Origin of the sequence: uncultured Bradyrhizobium sp., from assembly GCF_947648125.1 — a bacterium.
Lineage (GTDB): Bacteria > Pseudomonadota > Alphaproteobacteria > Rhizobiales > Xanthobacteraceae > Bradyrhizobium.
Genome location: NZ_CANSMR010000015.1, coordinates 190,513 through 207,008 on the forward strand (window position 1 = coordinate 190,513; position 16,496 = coordinate 207,008).

At 61.5% G+C, this 16,496-nt stretch carries 18 protein-coding genes and 1 pseudogene; 6 read left to right on the forward strand and 13 right to left on the reverse strand.

Translation table 11 applies throughout. From position 1 onward, the window contains the following. Window positions 1-59 precede the first annotated feature (59 nt). Window positions 60-248: a hypothetical protein gene (locus tag Q0030_RS25045; RefSeq protein WP_298372885.1), complete on the forward strand. Its 189-nt coding sequence runs from the start codon at window positions 60-62 to the stop codon at window positions 246-248. A 520-nt stretch (window positions 249-768) separates the two neighbouring features. Here Q0030_RS25045 and Q0030_RS25050 read toward each other — a convergent pair. From Q0030_RS25050 to Q0030_RS25090, 9 genes are all read right to left on the reverse strand, one after another. Next, entirely contained in the window at window positions 769-1,035 is a 267-nt protein-coding gene (locus tag Q0030_RS25050; protein ID WP_298372888.1) for a hypothetical protein, read from the reverse strand. Next, complete coding sequence (locus tag Q0030_RS40605; RefSeq protein ID WP_363323485.1) at window positions 1,035-1,370, reverse strand: P27 family phage terminase small subunit; 336 nt, start codon at window positions 1,368-1,370, stop codon at window positions 1,035-1,037. Before Q0030_RS40605 ends, Q0030_RS25050 begins: the two co-directional genes overlap by 1 nt. A 172-nt stretch (window positions 1,371-1,542) precedes the next feature. Continuing rightward, on the reverse strand, window positions 1,543-1,962 hold the full coding sequence (locus Q0030_RS25055) for a hypothetical protein (protein WP_298372891.1): 420 nt from the start codon (window positions 1,960-1,962) through the stop codon (window positions 1,543-1,545). 31 nt (window positions 1,963-1,993) lie between these two features. Further along, window positions 1,994-2,242 (reverse strand): hypothetical protein, encoded by a 249-nt coding sequence (locus Q0030_RS25060; protein WP_298372894.1) that lies wholly within the window; start codon window positions 2,240-2,242, stop codon window positions 1,994-1,996. A gap of 55 nt (window positions 2,243-2,297) precedes the next feature. Then, window positions 2,298-3,068, reverse strand: coding sequence for a hypothetical protein (locus tag Q0030_RS25065; RefSeq protein ID WP_298372897.1), 771 nt, complete (start codon window positions 3,066-3,068; stop codon window positions 2,298-2,300). A gap of 267 nt (window positions 3,069-3,335) precedes the next feature. Then, window positions 3,336-3,929 carry a hypothetical protein gene (locus tag Q0030_RS25070; protein WP_298372900.1) on the reverse strand — a complete coding sequence of 198 codons (594 nt, stop codon included), beginning with the start codon at window positions 3,927-3,929 and terminating at the stop codon, window positions 3,336-3,338. 587 nt (window positions 3,930-4,516) lie between these two features. Further along, the gene (locus tag Q0030_RS25075) at window positions 4,517-5,584 is read right to left on the reverse strand and encodes a hypothetical protein (RefSeq protein ID WP_298372902.1); all 1,068 of its coding nucleotides are present in this window, start codon (window positions 5,582-5,584) and stop codon (window positions 4,517-4,519) included. A gap of 106 nt (window positions 5,585-5,690) precedes the next feature. Then, window positions 5,691-5,876, reverse strand: coding sequence for a hypothetical protein (locus tag Q0030_RS25080; RefSeq protein WP_298372905.1), 186 nt, complete (start codon window positions 5,874-5,876; stop codon window positions 5,691-5,693). Window positions 5,877-6,359: 483 nt separating this feature from the next. Next, window positions 6,360-6,587, reverse strand: a complete 228-nt coding sequence (locus Q0030_RS25090; RefSeq protein ID WP_298372911.1) for a hypothetical protein — start codon at window positions 6,585-6,587, stop codon at window positions 6,360-6,362. A gap of 121 nt (window positions 6,588-6,708) precedes the next feature. On the opposite strand from Q0030_RS25090, the gene Q0030_RS25095 reads away from it, so the two are divergent. Then, entirely contained in the window at window positions 6,709-7,623 is a 915-nt protein-coding gene (locus Q0030_RS25095; RefSeq protein ID WP_298372914.1) for a DUF4238 domain-containing protein, read from the forward strand. A gap of 208 nt (window positions 7,624-7,831) precedes the next feature. Here Q0030_RS25095 and Q0030_RS25100 read toward each other — a convergent pair. Beyond that, window positions 7,832-9,052 (reverse strand): annotated as a pseudogene (locus Q0030_RS25100) (ComEC/Rec2 family competence protein); the annotation flags it as partial. 435 nt (window positions 9,053-9,487) lie between these two features. Here Q0030_RS25100 and Q0030_RS25105 point away from each other — a divergent pair. Next, window positions 9,488-10,816, forward strand: coding sequence for an MFS transporter (locus Q0030_RS25105; protein ID WP_298372917.1), 1,329 nt, complete (start codon window positions 9,488-9,490; stop codon window positions 10,814-10,816). A 236-nt stretch (window positions 10,817-11,052) separates the two neighbouring features. On the opposite strand, the gene Q0030_RS25110 is transcribed toward Q0030_RS25105, so the two are convergent. After that, window positions 11,053-11,415 carry an SPW repeat protein gene (locus Q0030_RS25110; protein WP_298372920.1) on the reverse strand — a complete coding sequence of 121 codons (363 nt, stop codon included), beginning with the start codon at window positions 11,413-11,415 and terminating at the stop codon, window positions 11,053-11,055. 249 nt (window positions 11,416-11,664) lie between these two features. Between Q0030_RS25110 and Q0030_RS25115 the strand changes: the two genes are divergently transcribed. Further along, window positions 11,665-11,847 carry a hypothetical protein gene (locus Q0030_RS25115; RefSeq protein ID WP_166295895.1) on the forward strand — a complete coding sequence of 61 codons (183 nt, stop codon included), beginning with the start codon at window positions 11,665-11,667 and terminating at the stop codon, window positions 11,845-11,847. Between the two features lie 113 nt (window positions 11,848-11,960). Next, window positions 11,961-13,391, forward strand: a complete 1,431-nt coding sequence (glnA, locus tag Q0030_RS25120) for a type I glutamate--ammonia ligase (RefSeq protein WP_298372925.1) — start codon at window positions 11,961-11,963, stop codon at window positions 13,389-13,391. 212 nt (window positions 13,392-13,603) lie between these two features. On the opposite strand, the gene Q0030_RS25125 is transcribed toward glnA, so the two are convergent. Next, on the reverse strand, window positions 13,604-13,990 hold the full coding sequence (locus Q0030_RS25125) for a nuclear transport factor 2 family protein (protein ID WP_298372928.1): 387 nt from the start codon (window positions 13,988-13,990) through the stop codon (window positions 13,604-13,606). A 35-nt stretch (window positions 13,991-14,025) separates the two neighbouring features. Continuing rightward, the gene (locus Q0030_RS25130; RefSeq protein WP_298372930.1) at window positions 14,026-15,705 is read right to left on the reverse strand and encodes a glutamine--tRNA ligase/YqeY domain fusion protein; all 1,680 of its coding nucleotides are present in this window, start codon (window positions 15,703-15,705) and stop codon (window positions 14,026-14,028) included. A gap of 172 nt (window positions 15,706-15,877) precedes the next feature. On the opposite strand from Q0030_RS25130, the gene Q0030_RS25135 reads away from it, so the two are divergent. Then, the coding region (locus Q0030_RS25135; protein ID WP_298372933.1) for a glutamate--tRNA ligase at window positions 15,878-16,496 on the forward strand (619 nt) is incomplete at its 3' end.

A 16,496-nucleotide genomic window follows, 5' to 3' on the forward strand; every position in this document is an offset into this window, starting at 1 on the left:
CGATCATTGTTTCGCTACGAACACGTGCTAAAAGCCGCTCCTAATTCAAAGGAGCCAACATGGCGAAGAAGGCCAAGAAGAAGAGCGTCAAGCGTCGCGAGTGGACGCAGGACGACGTGAAAACTTTGAAGGCGCTCGCCAGGCAAAAGGCTGGTGTAGCGAAGATCGCCAAGAAGTTGAAGCGCACTCCTGCGGCGGTGATGGTCAAAGCGTCGCTGCTGCAGATCTCCTTGGATACGCGAGACTGATCCCCGCCACGGCAAGCCAAACGGTGCTAGAATTTGCCGGCTAGACTTGAGTCGGGGATATCTAAGATGGCTTCAATTATCGAATGGGGACCGCTCCAGAGAGCGACCAACGCTGCAAGCCAACGCGTGATCTGCCGGAACTTCGACGTCAGGTCGCGTGATGGCTATGTCAGCGGACAAATAGTTGTCGATGATACATCCGATCCCGCAGCTATTTCGGAGTGCGAGAGCCGGCTCGCCCTACTGCTGAAAGATGCCCTCACCGATCTAGGTCGGTGATCAGCCTCAACAGCGTTGAGCAGTTGCTCCCGAAGCTCCAGCACCGCCTCAACCGGTTCCGTGTCGCACCCCACTAACGACCTTGGCTCAAGGTCTAGCGGACTGGCGGCGAACTTCGACCGGCCAAGCGCGGCGGCGAGCTTAATTCGGATACTCTGATTGCTCGGGTCGCGCAGACCCTGCCAGAACAGAGCGACTGCCTCTGGCGTCACGTGCACAGAATGGCGGCGCTTGTTGCGCTTCAGGCGGGCGGGCATCGCGGATCGCCGAATTGCTCAAGTGCCCACGGCGTGAACGGTTCATTGCGCGCCTCGAATTCTTCCATGAACTGCTTGCCGAACCGTCGCCAGGCACCCTCAACCGCATCTCGTGGAGGCTGGCCGCTTTCGTCTAGTTCGACAATGCCCCACAGTTCGCCGGTACACGGCCAGCCCATATCGAACGTCCACTCCCAGTCATCGAGGGTGTCCGCTCTACGGCGCTTGTTGTTACGCTTTCGAACCGGCATTACCTGCGGCTCCCATACGTCGTATCTCGCGGCATTCGCGGTCCTTCGCCCGGCTGCACATCCAAACCGAGTTCGCGGCAGAGGATCCGGAACCTGTTTTGCGCCTTGTGCTCAATGTCGCACCACGGCGAGGATTTCTGGCAGCCAAACCGGTCGAGCACTACGTGACCCTGCTCCGCCAGCGCGGCGCGGGCCTTTTCGGCCTCGTCAAGGGATTCGCAGGCGAGGCGGAGCAAATGCCTATGATGCTCGTCCAGATCATAGCCATCGTGGACTTGTCGCCACCATGCCTTGGCGGTGCGCGACAGGTGGCCGGGTGGTCGCGGTGTGGTCAAAGTGTGATCTCAAAATTTTTTAAACTCTGGGGCAACGCGCGCGAGCGTTTAGGTTGGGCGGCGGTGTTTGAAGGTGGCTCGGCTACACTTTTTGGGGGTGCCGGGGGTCAGCGGCTGTTGATGGGCCGGCGCACTGTTCCCGCCACGCCGACCCATCAACATGCGCGCCGCGCTATGCGACGGGCGCGACCTTTGGATTGCCAAGCACGGCGACCGCTCCTGCCGCAATCGACGTACCGCTGTTCAGCGTCAACACCGCACGGATGTAACGTGCGGCACCTAGGTAGCCCTGTTTGTAAGTGCTAGATGCCGCGAGTGCAGCGGGCAGCGATCCGACCAAGAACTGCGCAGCAACATCGGCGAAGTTGGTGCCATCTTGGCTATCTTGAATCTTTGCGGTGAAGTTACCAGCACCAACGATAGCTCCGGTGCTGATTACGATCGCGGCTGATTCAAAATTGGTAGTATCGATCGGTGCACCGTTTACGGTCGCGGTCTGCACAGCCGGCGCAATGGCCAGGACGGTGCCGATGTTTTGGGTAATGTCTCTCAAGTGAAATGATTCCTTATGATGATGAATGGTGGTGGACACTGCGTTCCCGGACGGTGCCCACCGTGCGGCTTTACTTGCTGCGCAGCGCTGCGCGGTTCATGCGTGCGCGCTGCGGTTTTGGCTCCGCCTTCTTCGCGGTGGGCTTAGCTGCGCGCGGTTTCGCAGGCTGCATCTCGCGCCACGGCAGATGGGCATCCTTTCTCGTCTGTGCCTCGACTTCGGCCTCGGCCGCGAGCAAGCGCTTGCCGCGAGTCTTGGCCCTGTGCTGCTCGGCCTCGGCATTCGCGTTTTGCTCAAGCTCCGCGAGCATGCCCTTCATTTCGTATCGCTGGCGCATAGCGTCGGTTTTAGATTTGTTCGTCATGTAGATTTCCTCAATTCAAAAGCGCCAGCGGCCCGGGAACCTTCCAACTCGGCAGCTTTCCGCCACCAACGTGGCCGTTCTGGACGGCGTTGGCGATCATCTCGTACAACGGTGAGCCACCTCGAAGGTCTCCGAACTGTTCCAGGTTCACCGGCTTGAAGTGACGGAGCTCGACCCCGTCAAACCTCGCTTGGTTGAGGTAAGCATAAATCTCAACGATCGCATCTCCCAGCGATCGCGCGGCATCAACTGCCCGCTCAACGCGCTCGGAGTACGCAGCGAGGCGTTGCTCTGCGACCTGTTTGCTGTATGACTTCCTCTCATGCTCGATCTCAATCGAGAGCAGCTTCAGCGCCTCATTTATCGACTCTTGTTCCGCAGCGAGCGATTGATATCGATCTCGTTCGGGCCATGCCTGCGGCAACGGCGGCGGATTAACTTCGCTATCCGGCTGCGGCGGCAACAAGTCGCCCAACAGTTCGACGGCGCCCGCGTGACGCACGACAGGCCTCGGCTTCGGCTGGTTTTGTCGTGGCGTTTCATCGACCCAACTTCGGTTTCGTACGGCTCGCGCGCCGAGACTCTCCTCCCAGCCTTGGGACACGATATTGTTCGCGGAATCTAGTTGGGTTAGCCAGGTGGAAGCGTTGCCGCCGACTTCGCGCTTGATTTCGTCAAAGCGCGCTGTGTACTTCTCGCAGGCCTCGAGCAAATCCGCGTAGCGCGGACTGACCTCGCGGATGCGGTCGAGTTGCGTGGTTGGTTTGGTTTGTTTAGCCAAGTATGACTCCATGGATGCGCCGTGGTGGCGCGGGTGGTGATGATTGTGGCTAGTCGTTGAGCAGCCAACAGTGCGTCACGCGACGGCGGCCTTCGTGCAATTCGGTAGCGTAGCTTAGGCGCATCCCGATCTCCGGAAACGGAATTCCGGCTTTATCGAGCCTGGAAACGTGAATGAATGTGACGCCGCCGTCTGGCTCGTCGGAGCGAACAAATCCGTAACCCTTCCCGTGAATCCAACTTTCAATTCTGCCGGTTGGCAAATTCTTTAGTCTCCTGATTGCGCCGCCTGCGCGGGTTGGTTGATCTCGTCGGCTATGGCAGCGAGCGCACTGCCCGACACAGTAACGATGCGCTCAACGCTGCCGAACGATGGCTCTCCGAACACCTGTTCCCGCAATCCATCTGGCGAGACGGTGATAAGAATCGCCTGCGGATGGTCGCCTGTACTGATCCTCAAGCTGGCATGGGCAGCCAATACGCTCTCAGGCCGGCTGAGCGCGTGAGCGAGCGCGGTTTCTAAATCGATTGCGCCGCAACGGAGTCCGCAGTAGCGCTCAATCGTCTTCGGTGCAGCGCCAATCCCCTCATCGCAGATACCGATGAGCAACATCCTGGCGACCTCGACTGGCGCAAGGTCCGGATACGGCGGTCCGGACGACACGGGCAGCTGTCCCGCCTCAGCGAGGCGCTGCGTAAGTGAAGTAAGGCGGGTGGATCGCACGCCCAAGTGACGCGCAAGCATGTTCACGCACTCGGATTTGCGCATTTTGTATTCCTGAAATTTTGAGATGGTTGGCAAAAAGGGGACACCGGCCGAAACCGGCGCGCCGAAGTCACGTCGGGCATCGCTGATGCCCACGTCCTCTATCCGTCCCGGAATGTGATTAGATTGTGTTCAGGCAGCCTTGGCTGCCGACCATGATGGCTTGCGCCTTGATCTGCGACGTCGCCCTGCGGAAGGCTCGTTGTCATTGGCCGCGCCAGGCGGCGCTCGCTGGGCATCGATCAATGCAATCATGGCATCCTCGACCGCCCCGAATCTGATCTGTCGCCCACCGAGCGCAGGGACAGTACGGCCGGCCATGAACTCCGCCCCATCCGCAACCGCAGGGGACCACCGCGACCAAGGCGCACCCACGTCCTGCAGCCGATCCAGCAGCACCGGCCTGGTGGGCTTGCTGGACGTGCCTGCCCGTCTTGAGCCGCGAGGTTGCTCATAGCTCTCGCAAGGACGCCACCGGCCATCGCGGCCTCGCCATTCGTTGCCGCGCAGCACTTCAGGCACGAATGCATCCAGCGCTTCGGGCCGCAACGGGCCAATTGGAACGCCAGCGACGTGCCGAAGCAAGTCAACAAGCTCTGTCGGGCTGGGCCGGATCCGCATCACCGAGTCCCAGGCGGGTGTATCGGCTGATGGGCTATTGTCGTTAGCGCTCGCTGAGTTGGTCATGCCGCTACTTCTCTCGCCGAGGCGAACCCTTTTTTGGTCCAGACGATGGGAATGCCGTGCAGCTCCGCGCTGTCGTCGATTTCGCCAAGGCCGGCTGCTGTAGTCAGTTGCGACAAATGACGTTGCCCGGCATCCTGTAGTTCCGAGTTGGGCGACTCTAAGATGACGCTCACCTCGCCGTGACTGGTATGCAGGATGAGGCGCGAGGTGCCGTCCTCTTGGACAAACTCGCTGGCATTTGCCACGAAGGTGGTGCCGAATGGCACCTGACAGCGAATGCTCTCACGCCGTTTCTGCTCAGCGAGAGCATCTGCCCGTTTGGCAGCGTCAATCTCAGCCCTGTGCCTGTCGGCCCTGGTGGTCTTAGCCATGTCATCGCCCTCCTCGTCATCGTGATCGCTTGCATGGGGCTTTGCCGCGCGCCTGTCGGCCTCGTCATAGCGCTCCTCGGCAAGCCATTTCTCGAGCGGCATGCGCTTCCCTTTCGCGCTAGCCGCCCATGACGCGGCACGCTCTGCAATGTGCTCAACGTCCGGATTCTGAAGGGTTGCGAAGGCGCGTTTGCTGGCCTGCTTGTTGCCCAGCTTGCCATAGGCCTTCCAGACGCGTTCGAAGTCGTCCCCAGGAGCCTTACTACCCGCGCCGCTAGGGCTGGCCGGCATGGCCACGCCCGACGCGGAAGCGGATACATTACTATTACCGTCTGTCTTAGAGTCAGCCGGTAATAGTAAGTAGGATTCTCTGGAAAAAACGGGGGAGGTTTGGGCTGCACCTCCGGTAAAAATCCCAGAGGCACCTCCCGTAAAATCACCAGAGGTGTTTTCGCTAGTGGCAAAATCACCAGAGGCGCTCATCGGGTACGGTTTAGTTGTTGCCCAGGCCGGCACGTACTCCGTCGCCCTTCCGCTGACGACGTGCCGCACCACAAATCCCCAATCGGCCAACTCGCGGCACGTCTTGATGATGGTCTTGTCGTCCAGGCGGGTTGCGCGTTTGATGTAGCTGATGCTGGCGCGGCCGTTTCCAAAATCCCGCCTGAATGCCTCAACCACGACCATCGTCACTGTCGCGTGTCGTGACTTCGTCCGCCTGTCGTAGAGAACGCGAAGTACGGTCCACCATTGAGATAGGAGACTTCCGGGTTCGGTCTTTCGCTCTGGCTTTCTTTCCTCAGCCAACGCGCAGCGCTCCGTCTACTGCGGCCTTTACTTCCAGCAGCCACTCTTTCGGCATTTCGGCAACCGGCACTCTGCGCCAATCCGGCTCATCGTCGCGACCGAAATAGGTCTTGATGGTGATGTCGCGTCCGCCTGTGTAATAGACGTCGTCGATATGGCTGCCATCGCGAAAAACCATGTTCTCCCCCCACTGCCGTAATGGACTAGTACGAGTTTGCGGCACACTCGCTAAAAGGCGGTGGCGAATATATTTGGGGTTGCCCTACCGGGCGGTGCACTCGGCTAAAGGGCCGATCGTGCCGGGTGCGAGCTGGGGCCGTCTCCAAATCGGTGACTCAGCATCGCGACCTAAATTATACAGCGACTATCGTGCTGATTTTCAGCAATTGAGCCACTTGCAGTCGATTTTTAACAATTCGTGACTGCGTGGGAGCGGGCTTGCGCTTGGACTAAGATCGCTTGTCGTTGCGAGGCTCACCGATCGAAACCGGCCTATTCAGAAAGTACTCCCGATTACCTGTTGCGGCTTCGGCGTACTGGTCGATGGATACGATGATGGCTTGGACGTGCTGATAGCAGTATCCCTCCCGTGGCGCCCGGTGCCGCACTTCATTCAGCGCGGCGAGGAATGGTGACAGTTCCTTCTCGTCGGCGAAGTACCTCACCAAGAACGGCCTCCCAGAACTTTGGATTTCTTGGGCAGATCCTTTTTCAGCGCATCCCGCTGGGCACAGAGGGCGTCAATCTTGTCGCGCATCCGCTGAAGCAGGGCTTCGGCCGAGGCCGTTGGAATACCTGCCCGCTGGAGGGTCAGTATTTCCTTTCTCTGGCGTCCGACCTGGACGCGCATGCGCTCAATCTCCGAACGGAGATAATCGAGTGTTGGCATGGTTTGCTCTGAATTGGCGGCAAGCACTATAAGAACGAATGAAGAACATCGAGTCAAGGAGAGCTTGCTTAGGTGACGCGACACCCCTATATGATGTGCCACCATGGCGTCAGAGGCCTAGATGAAGCACCATTTTAGTCCCGAGTTCTATTTGAGCGGCTGGGTCGGCCGCGATGGCCAGCTCTGCTGCATCCGCAAGGTCCACGGCAAGATCGTCGCCAAGCGCAGGGCGCCGGGTGGCACCGGCTACGTTCACGACGGCTACAAGACCGACCACATCCCCGAGGCCGATGCCCACCGCGTCGAGACCGCCTTCATGTCCCCGCTGGACAATGACGCGGCCCGTGAGCTGCGGCGCATGCTGGCTGGCGACCCGCGCATCCGCACCTCGGAGGAGCGCAGCGCCTGGACCCGGTTTGTCATCTCCCTGCTCTTCCGTCATCCTGCGGCCGTCGAGACCCTGAAGGCGCATTTCGGCGAGATGCACGGCATCGCCGTGGAAGGCGTTCAGGCCGAGAACCCGGGCACGGTCATCACCTTGGACCCGGCCTACACCAGCATCGCGGCCTCCAACATGCTGACCGACATCATCGACAACACCCGCGTCGGGCCGACCATCTTCGACATGAAGTGGGTGGTCGTCGATGTCACCGCGTCGAAGATCCCGCTGATGACCTCGGACCGCCCCGTGGTGATGCCGCTCGGGCTGGGTCACCCGGACTGCCACATCGCGCTGCCGATCTCGCCGACCAAGCTGTTCATTGCCGCCCATACTGACCGGTTCAAACAGCTCAGGCCCGGCCAGGAGACGGCGGTGGTCAAGGCCATCAACAAGGCCGTGGTCGTTCAGGCTCAGGAGTATGTCTGGGCTCTTGATGACAGCCAGCTTGCCTTTATCGAGAAACACATGGGCACGGCGCCCGAACGCGCACTCATGACCGACGAGCAGCGGCAGCAGGCCATCGACGCCGCGCGCGGCATCAAGACCAGCAGGCGGGCCCCTTGGGCCAGCCACCGCATGGAAGGCCGGTTCTAGGGCCTTGGCGCACCAATCTGAACGCATGAGGAACGCCGCTAGGCATTCCGGGACTTTGTCCGGGACTCTACGCCGCTAATCCTGGGATTTTGCCGAGTTTTGAGCGGTTTTCGTTCTGGGTCCGTCAATGGCACAAGACCGTCAGGCCATTGAGACTACTAGATATTTATCCGAAACAACGTGCACATGCTCTGATCGCATCGAAGCTCTGGAAGCTCGGATGCACCAGCGCTTCCGGCGCGATCGCGAGCACGATCAGCGCCGCCACCGCCAACGTGCGGAAGGTGATCGCGCGGCGGTCGACGATCACCGCGATCAGCACCACGGCCGTCATGAAGAACGATCGCTGGGTCGCGACCTCCGCCCCCGACAGCAGGAGGTAGAACGCCGCCGCAACGAGCGCGGCCGCCGCCGCCCATTTCTTGATCGGGTGTCCCGCCGTCAGCGCCGGAAACAGCGCAAGCAGCGCACGGATGGTGAAGAACACGACGCCCGCGACCACGGCCATGTGGTAGCCGGAGATCGACAGCACATGGCCGAGCCCCGAGATGAACATCGCGTCGTTGACCGGCGTCGTGATCGCATCGCGCCGGCCGGTGAGCAGTGCCGTTGCGATCGCGCGCTGGTCGCCGTCGAGCGTGGTGCGGATCCGTGCGTCGATGGCGTCGCGCAGCCACTGCATGAATGCGGCATAACGCAACGCGAGGCCGCCGGTCGCCGGCGGCTCCTTTGTCCTGACCGCGCCCATCACGAAGCCGGATGCGCCGATGCCCTGGAAATAGAGGTCGCGGCCGAAATCATAGGAGCCCGGACGCTGCGGCCCGAGCGGCGGCATCAGCCGCGCCTTCAATTCGACAAAGCTGCCGACCTCGGGCGCGGTGCCCTTCTTCACCGACAGTCTGACGCGCTCGAGTTTCGGCACCTCGCGCTGGCTTTCCATCGACGCGACGCGCAGCACGAAGCGGTCGGTCTTCTCTCTGACGTCGCGTGCCTCGACAAAGCCGGTCAGCGCCACGGAAAATATCGGCCGCGCCAGCACGCCATGGGCGATCCGCGCGGTCCTCCATGTCGCCGTCGCAAAGCCGGCCGCGACCGCAGCCAGCATCACGACAGCGGGAAACACCCGGCGCCGCCGCAGCAGCAGCGCCAGCATGCAGAGCGCGATCGCGACGATGACCGCGACCGATAGCACCGGCTCGTGCTCGGCCGCGAAATAGAACGCGATACCGGTCCCGAACGCTACCGGCACCCACGGCAACAGCCGCCCGGCCCCCGTCTCCGAACGCGCCCATTGCCGCAATGTGTCGACGAGAGGCCGCCAGATGCTGGCGCGCACCGGAATATAGCCGCCGACCGGCGCAGCCGCGCGCGGCGGCCACGTCCCCGCGTAGCCGCGTCTGCCGCCCGGCGTCGTGCCCTGCTCCGCCATTCCGCTCGCGATCCCTGCCGGGACGCGAAGCTACCGGAAGCTGTGACCTCACCGCTAGCGGAACGGATGCAGAATACGGACCGGCAAGGCGGGCATACCAGGATCGACCTGCGCCGCGGCTTCTCGCGCCGAGCCACAGCTGCGGCCTGCGTCAAACCGATCGAGCCGAAAGTCTCATTAGGTACCGATGCCATTGGGATTAGACTACCCTGATGCCTCCACTCCCGGACAGACGGGGGATGAGGCAGTGACGGCTCGCGGCAACCTGAAGACCGCTGGAGCTCTTCTCAGGTGGATCACAACTCCCCTGAGACCAGGCGTTGCGGACGAACTCGCAAATCTCGCCTGCAACGCCGCGCACCACGCGTACGCCGCGAGCGGATAGATCGCTGAAAAAACGCGAGGCGTAGCGTTTGCAATTGATAGGAGCAGCACATGGCAATTCAAGTACCGAGCGATTTTCGTCGCGTGATTGTCGCTGCGTCAGTGGGAAACATCATTGAGTGGTACGACTTCTATATCTTTGGCAGCCTGGCCGCAGTTCTGTCGGTCAAGTTCTTTGAGCAATCCCACCCCCTTGCAGCCCTGCTGAGCACAATCGCACTGTTCACTGCTGGATTCCTGATCCGTCCGATGGGGGCCTTCCTGTTCGGATGGATGGGCGATCGGGTCGGCCGCAAATATACATTCCTCATTACGCTGAGCGGAATGGGCCTGGGAACGGGAGCGATCGGACTGATCCCAACTTATCAGTCGATCGGCCTGGCGGCCGCATTCATCCTGTTCGGCTTGCGGATGATCCAGGGTCTATGCCTGGGCGGCGAATATGGCGGCGCCATCACCTATGTCGCCGAGCATGTTCCGGACGACAGCCGGGGCTACTACACAGGCTGGCTACAAACCTCGCCGACGCTCGGGATCGTGGTGTCGCTGGCCGTGATCGTTCTGACCCGGACCTGGGCCGGCAATCAGGCCTTCGACGAATGGGCGTGGCGCGTTCCGTTCCTGGTCTCGTTCCTGCTGGTGGCCATCGCCATTTACATCCGCCTCCAGCTCCAGGAGACGCCGATTTTCCAGGAGATCAAGGCACGCGGACAGATGACCAGGAATCCCTGGCGGGAAGCTTTCCTCAGCACCAACATCAAGTACATCTTGATCGCCATCGTCGTCCTGATCGGACAGGGCGTGGTCTGGTACAGCGGTCAATTCTGGGCACTGTACTTCCTGCAGCAGGTCTCCAAGGTCGATCCGGTTACCTCGGCCTACATCGTGGGAACCGCGCTGCTGATCGCAACGCCGAGCCTGATCTTCTTTGGTTGGCTGTCGGATCAGATCGGCCGCAAATCCGTGATCCTCGGAGGAATGCTGCTTGCTGCGATCACCTACTATCCACTGTATCTGTGGCTCGGCATGGTCACGCAGCCGGGACACATCAACTATCCGGTCGCCGTCTTCATCATCTTCATCCTCGTCTGCTACGTCGGGATGGTGTACGGGCCGGTCGGCGCGTTCCTGGCGGAGTTCTTCCCGGCCAGGATCAGGTACACCTCGGTTTCGGTGCCGTATCATATCGGCAACGGTTGGGGCGGCGGATTGGTGCCGTTCATCACGTCAGCCGCCTTCGCAGCGACCGGCAGCGTCGGCTACGCGCTGATCTACCCAATTGCCGTTCCCGCGGTGTGCTTCGTGATCGCCCTCTTCATTATGCCGGAGACACGCAAGACCAGGATTTGGGAGCAGATCGAGGCGAGAGTCGCATCGTGACGGGGTGACCTTGCTGAGGGCGGCTAACCCTGCGGCAAGTGTCATGGCCACCTTCCGCCAAGTGCGGGACGACGCTTCTGAATCGTCCCGTACTCGCCGTCTCTGGCGTGATTTCTCCGCAGAATCTGCATCCGCGTCACGTCAACGCGGCCTGGAGGGGATCCTGCTCCACACAATTCCAACCTCTCCGGCCGCCGGTGGTCGGCGGTCAGACCAGCGTTTCAGTCGGCTCTCTCTCAGCCAGCTCGGTGATGCCAGCGATCGTGCCACCAGGTGGTGAAATCACGATCCGTCGCCAGCTCCCAGCCAGCGAGCACGATCACCACGATGCCGGCGAGCACGCTGCTCGTCGTGACCGGTCCCTGTTGGTAGCTAAACGTCCAAGGTGCTAACACCAGAGCCAACCCCATCAGCATCTCGCCCCATTCCTCCAGATAGGACGGAATGATGAATGCCTCCAAGGCAAACAGCACGACGCCCAATCCGAGCGCGATGGAGATCCAGAGCGCTGCCCCGGAGAAGCCCAGTGCAAACGGCGACGCGACCAGCCAGACGCCCACCAACAGGCTGGCAGCATCCTGCCAGTGTTGAATGCGCATAATCCTCACCTCCTTCTTCCGAAGACATGGTGTGGCGGGGACAAAAAAGCATCTGTCCGACCTGCGATGTGTTGCCGCTGCTGATCCGCAAAGCCACGTCCCTCCGGCGTGTCGCCACCAGGAAAGCGCTCTTGCAATCGCGCGGCATCAAGATGCACACTGTGCGCGCTTGACCAGGTGTCAACGTCTGCGGTTCGCGGCCCGACCGGTGTCCCACGGTTGCGCTCAGGACGAGAGGAGTATGACGCCATGCGAGAAACCGAAATCCACGACTATGCGCGGCAGTTGCTTGAGGCACATGGCGTCAGGGCCATTGCGGAAGCTGCCCAAAACGCCATCGAACTTGAAGCAAAAGGCGAGGCCGAACTGGCCAGAACCTGGCGGCATATCGAAGACGCCATGAAGCTGATGCGCGGGCCGCACCAAAGCTGAGGCCGCCAGCGCGCAGCGCAGAACGTGGAGCAGGATCCGTCTCAAGCCGCTTTGTGGCGGCTGAACGGCAGCACAATCTCAACGAGGCGGCTCTCCATGACAGGAGTGAAGCTATGTTTCCGACGTGCGCAACAGCCCAAGATATCGTGAAGGCGATCAAGGACGAGAAAGTGCAGATGATCGATCTGCGATTCACTGATTTGCCGGGGCTATGGCAACATTTTTCTGTCCCTCCGAGCGCGGCGAGCATCGACGCCCTCAGCGAAGGGATTGGATTCGACGGTTCATCGATCCGCGGTTTTCAGGAAATTCAGGAAAGCGACATGCTGGTCGTCCCGGACCCGACCACCGCTTTCCTCGACCCGTATTCCCCTGCATCCACCCTGGTATTGATCTGCAACATCCGCGACCCCGTGACCGGTCAATCCTATAGCCGTGATGCCCGCTACATCGCCCAGAAAGCCGAAACCCACCTGAAAGCCACGGGCCACGCCGATATCAGCTACTTCGGTCCGGAGGCGGAATTCTTCGTGTTCGACAGCGTGCGCTACGGACAGGACATCAATTACGCTTTCCACGAAATCGATTCCAGTGAAGGCAGCTGGAACACGGGCACAGATGAAGTGCCCAATCTGGGACACAAGCCACGCCCGAAAGAGGGATACTTTCCGGTGCCCCCGACGGACAGCATGCAGGCGCTCCGCACCGAAATGGTGTTGACCATGGAACAGCTGGGCATCCAGATCGAAGCCCATCACCATGAAGTCGCGACCGGTGGGCAGAACGAAATCGACATGCGCTTCACCACGCTCACGCGCATGGCGGACAATCTGATGATCTACAAATACGTGGTGAAGAACACCGCTCGCCGGAATGGTATGACCGCAACGTTCATGCCAAAGCCGCTGTTCGAGGACAACGCGTCGGGAATGCACGTTCATCAGTCGCTGTGGAAGGGTGAGACCAACCTGTTCTACGACAGGGGCGACTATGCCGAACTGAGCCAGCTCGCCCGCCACTATATCGGCGGCCTGCTGACCCACGCCTGGGCGTTGTGCGGGCTTTGCGCTCCCACCACGAACTCCTATCGGCGTCTGGTGCCGGGCTATGAGGCTCCGATCAACCTGGTTTATTCCCAGCGCAACCGCTCAGCCTGCTGCCGCATTCCGATGTATTCGCCGAACCCGAAGGCCAAGCGCGTCGAATTTCGCTCGCCAGATCCCTCCTGCAATCCCTATCTGGCGTTTGCCGCGATGCTGATGGCAGGTCTCGACGGCATCCATTACAAGATCGACCCGGGTAGCCCGATCGACAAGAACCTCTACGACCTGCCGCCCGCCGAGGCGAAGGAGGTGAAGTCGACGCCGGGGTCGCTGGACCAAGCGCTGGACGCGCTCGAACGCGATCACGCATTCCTGCTGCGCAACGATGTCTTCACCGCCGACGTGATCGAAACCTGGCTCGACTACAAGCGGAAAAAGGAGGTCGATCCCATCAGATTGCGACCTCATCCCTACGAGTTCCATTTGTACTACGACATCTAGCTAGCGGCGACCGCTCGCTCTGTGCGGACCAACCTAGTGCTCAATCAGGGGGCTCGCCTCCCGCCACCACGGCGTCGGATGCCGGAGTCGCCCGTGCGGTCGGGGCGGTCCAACACCCGGAAGCCGCTCTCCACAGCCTACGACCATGGTCCCTCCTTTGACTACGAGGGCCCGCCGGCCCTCGACTTTTGTGTCACGTTCCAGCGCGAAGCCTAGATCAATGGCGTTTGCGACGAGACGTGATGGCAGGCGATCTTCCAGTCACCGTCCTCGCGCGCGATCACCCAGGTGATCTTGACGGCGAGCGAGGGCGCATCGCCGTCGAGGAAGAAGGACGCGATAGCAGCCATATTGACGAGATCCGCATTCACTTGCGCGGTCCTGACGTCGCTGAACTGAACGCGCGGCGCGTGCCAGCGCGGCAGGCCGTTGAAATAGGCCTTCACCCCGTCGCGACCGCGATAGAGCGTCGGGTTCGAGCCGAAGAAGAACGCGTGCTGCGAGTAGAGCGCAGCAAGCGCCTCCGCATCAAGTTTGCTGAAACCCGCGGACCATCGCGCGATGATGGCGGAGGCGATATCGCCGGCTTTATCGGGCATCGATCGCCTCCGTCCGTTGTCCGCGCCGGATTGCGCTAACCCTTGCCGCCGACTTCCTTGGCGAAGGTGTCGCGCAGGCCGATGGTGCGGTTGAACACCAGCCGGTCCGGCGTCGAATCCGCGTCGCGCACGAAATAGCCCTGCCGCTCGAACTGCATCGCGTCAGGCGAATTGCCCTCGGCGATCGCTGGCTCGACCCGCGCATCGCTGAGCACTTCCAGCGACTGCGGGTTCAGATCGGCGGCGAAATCGGCTGCGTTCGGGCTCGGGTTGGCGAACAGCTGATTGTAGATGCGGATTTCCGCCGGCTTCGACTGCGCCGCCGGCAACCAGTGCATCGTCGCCTTCACCTTGCGGCCGTCGGGTGCGTTGCCGCCCTTGGTCGCGGGATCGTAAGTGGCGCGAAGCTCGACGATCTCGCCGGCATCGTTCTTGATCACGCCCGTGCACTTGATGAAATAGGCATAGCGCAGCCGCACCTCATTGCCGGGCGAGAGGCGGAAGAACTTCTTCGGCGGGTTCTCCATGAAGTCGTCGCGCTCGATATAGAGCTCGCGCCCGAACGCGATCTTGCGGGTGCCGGCGTCCGGATTGTCGGGATGGTTGATCGCCTCGATCTCCTCGACCTGCCCTTCCGGATAGTTCTCGATCACCACCTTGAGCGGCCGCAGCACGGCCATCCGGCGCAGCGACGTGCGGTTCAGCTCCTCGCGGATGCAGAATTCCAGCATGCCGACATCGACCACGCTGTTGGCCTTGGCAACGCCGATGCGCTTGATGAATTCGCGCACTGCAGCCGGCGGCACGCCGCGCCGCTTCAGGCCGGCGACGGTCGGCATCCGCGGATCGTCCCAGCCCGAGACGTGCCCGTCGCGGACGAGCTGCGTCAGCACGCGCTTGGACAGCAGCGTGTAGGTCAAATTGAGCCGCGCCATTTCGTACTGGCGTGGCTTCGAGGGCACCGGCAGCTTGTCGAGCAGCCACTCATAGAGCGGCCGGTGATCCTCGAACTCCAGCGTACAGATCGAATGGGTGATGCCCTCGATGGCGTCGGACTGGCCGTGCGCGTAGTCGTAGCTCGGATAGATCGACCATTTGTCGCCGGTGCGCGGATGGTGGGCGTGCAGGATGCGATACAGCACGGGATCGCGCAGGTTGATGTTGCCGGCGGCCATGTCGATTTTGGCGCGCAGCACGCGGGCGCCGTTCGAGAACTCGCCAGCCTTCATGCGGCGGAACAGGTCGAGGTTTTCCTCCACCGAACGGTCGCGGAACGGCGAGTTCTTGCCGGGCTCGGTCAGCGAGCCGCGGGAAGTGCGGATCTCCTCCTGCGACTGATCGTCAACATAGGCGTAGCCGGCCTTGATCAGGCCCTCGGCCCAGTCGTACAGGCGCTCGAAATAGTCCGATGCAAAGAAGAGGTTGTTGCCCCAATCGTAGCCGAGCCAATGCACGTCGGCCTGGATCGAGTCGATGTACTCCTGCTCCTCCTTGGTCGGATTGGTGTCGTCGAAGCGCAGGTTGCACTGGCCGCCGAACTCCTGCGCGATGCCGAAATTCAGGGCAATCGACTTGGCGTGACCGATATGCAGGTAGCCGTTCGGCTCCGGCGGAAAGCGGGTCACGATCCGATTGTGCTTATGGGAGGAGAGATCGGCCTGGACGATGTCGCGGATGAAGTCGCGCCCTGCCTCTGCCATCGTGTCAGTCGTCATCAAAGGGTTCCCTGAAGGAGTCAGCTCAACCTTCTGCCAAATTCGCGCCGTCCGGCCAAGTCTGGTTTAGCCGGCGACGAGCCTGGTTTGGCCGGCAAAAGGTCAGCCGGGGCTTTAGTTATGTTCGGTTCCTGATATACACCACCGCCCATTCCAGCATACGCGTTCGATCATGACCAATTCCGTCGTTACCCGCTTCGCCCCCTCGCCGACCGGCTTCCTCCACATCGGGGGAGCCCGCACCGCGCTGTTCAACTGGCTGTATGCCAAGAAGCTCGGCGGCAAGATGCTGCTCCGGATCGAGGACACCGACCGCGAGCGTTCCACCACGGAGGCGATCGACGCCATCCTGGACGGCCTGAAATGGCTCGAGCTCGATTGGGACGGCGACGTGATCTACCAGTTCAGCCGCGCCGCCCGCCATCGCGAGGTCGCCGAGGGCCTGCTCGCCGCCGGACGCGCCTATTACTGCTACGCCACCCCGGAGGAGCTCACCGCGATGCGCGAGAAGGCGCGCGCCGAGGGCCGCACCCGCCTCTATGACGGAATGTGGCGTGACCGCGATCCGGCCACCGCGCCTTCGGACGTCAAGCCGACCATCCGCCTCAAGGCGCCACAGACCGGCGAGACCGTGATCGAGGATCAGGTCCAGGGCCGCGTGGTATGGCAGAACGAAAACCTCGACGACCTCGTCCTGCTCCGCGGCGACGGCAACCCGACCTACATGCTCGCGGTCGTGGTCGACGACCACGACATGGGCGTCACCCACATCATCCGCGGCGACGACCACC

Bases quoted from the DNA above. Each gene is read 5' to 3' on its own strand.
- Q0030_RS25045 (WP_298372885.1), top strand. From the start codon at position 60: ATGGCGAAGAAGGCCAAGAAGAAGAGCGTCAAGCGTCGCGAGTGGACG.
- Q0030_RS25050 (WP_298372888.1), bottom strand. From the start codon at position 1,035: ATGCCGGTTCGAAAGCGTAACAACAAGCGCCGTAGAGCGGACACCCTC.
- Q0030_RS25060 (WP_298372894.1), bottom strand. From the start codon at position 2,242: ATGAAGGGCATGCTCGCGGAGCTTGAGCAAAACGCGAATGCCGAGGCC.
- Q0030_RS25080 (WP_298372905.1), bottom strand. From the start codon at position 5,876: ATGGTTTTTCGCGATGGCAGCCATATCGACGACGTCTATTACACAGGC.
- Q0030_RS25090 (WP_298372911.1), bottom strand. From the start codon at position 6,587: ATGCCAACACTCGATTATCTCCGTTCGGAGATTGAGCGCATGCGCGTC.
- Q0030_RS25095 (WP_298372914.1), top strand. From the start codon at position 6,709: ATGAAGCACCATTTTAGTCCCGAGTTCTATTTGAGCGGCTGGGTCGGC.
- Q0030_RS25105 (WP_298372917.1), top strand. From the start codon at position 9,488: ATGGCAATTCAAGTACCGAGCGATTTTCGTCGCGTGATTGTCGCTGCG.
- Q0030_RS25110 (WP_298372920.1), bottom strand. From the start codon at position 11,415: ATGCGCATTCAACACTGGCAGGATGCTGCCAGCCTGTTGGTGGGCGTC.
- Q0030_RS25115 (WP_166295895.1), top strand. From the start codon at position 11,665: ATGCGAGAAACCGAAATCCACGACTATGCGCGGCAGTTGCTTGAGGCA.
- glnA (WP_298372925.1), top strand. From the start codon at position 11,961: ATGTTTCCGACGTGCGCAACAGCCCAAGATATCGTGAAGGCGATCAAG.
- Q0030_RS25125 (WP_298372928.1), bottom strand. From the start codon at position 13,990: ATGCCCGATAAAGCCGGCGATATCGCCTCCGCCATCATCGCGCGATGG.
- Q0030_RS25130 (WP_298372930.1), bottom strand. From the start codon at position 15,705: ATGACGACTGACACGATGGCAGAGGCAGGGCGCGACTTCATCCGCGAC.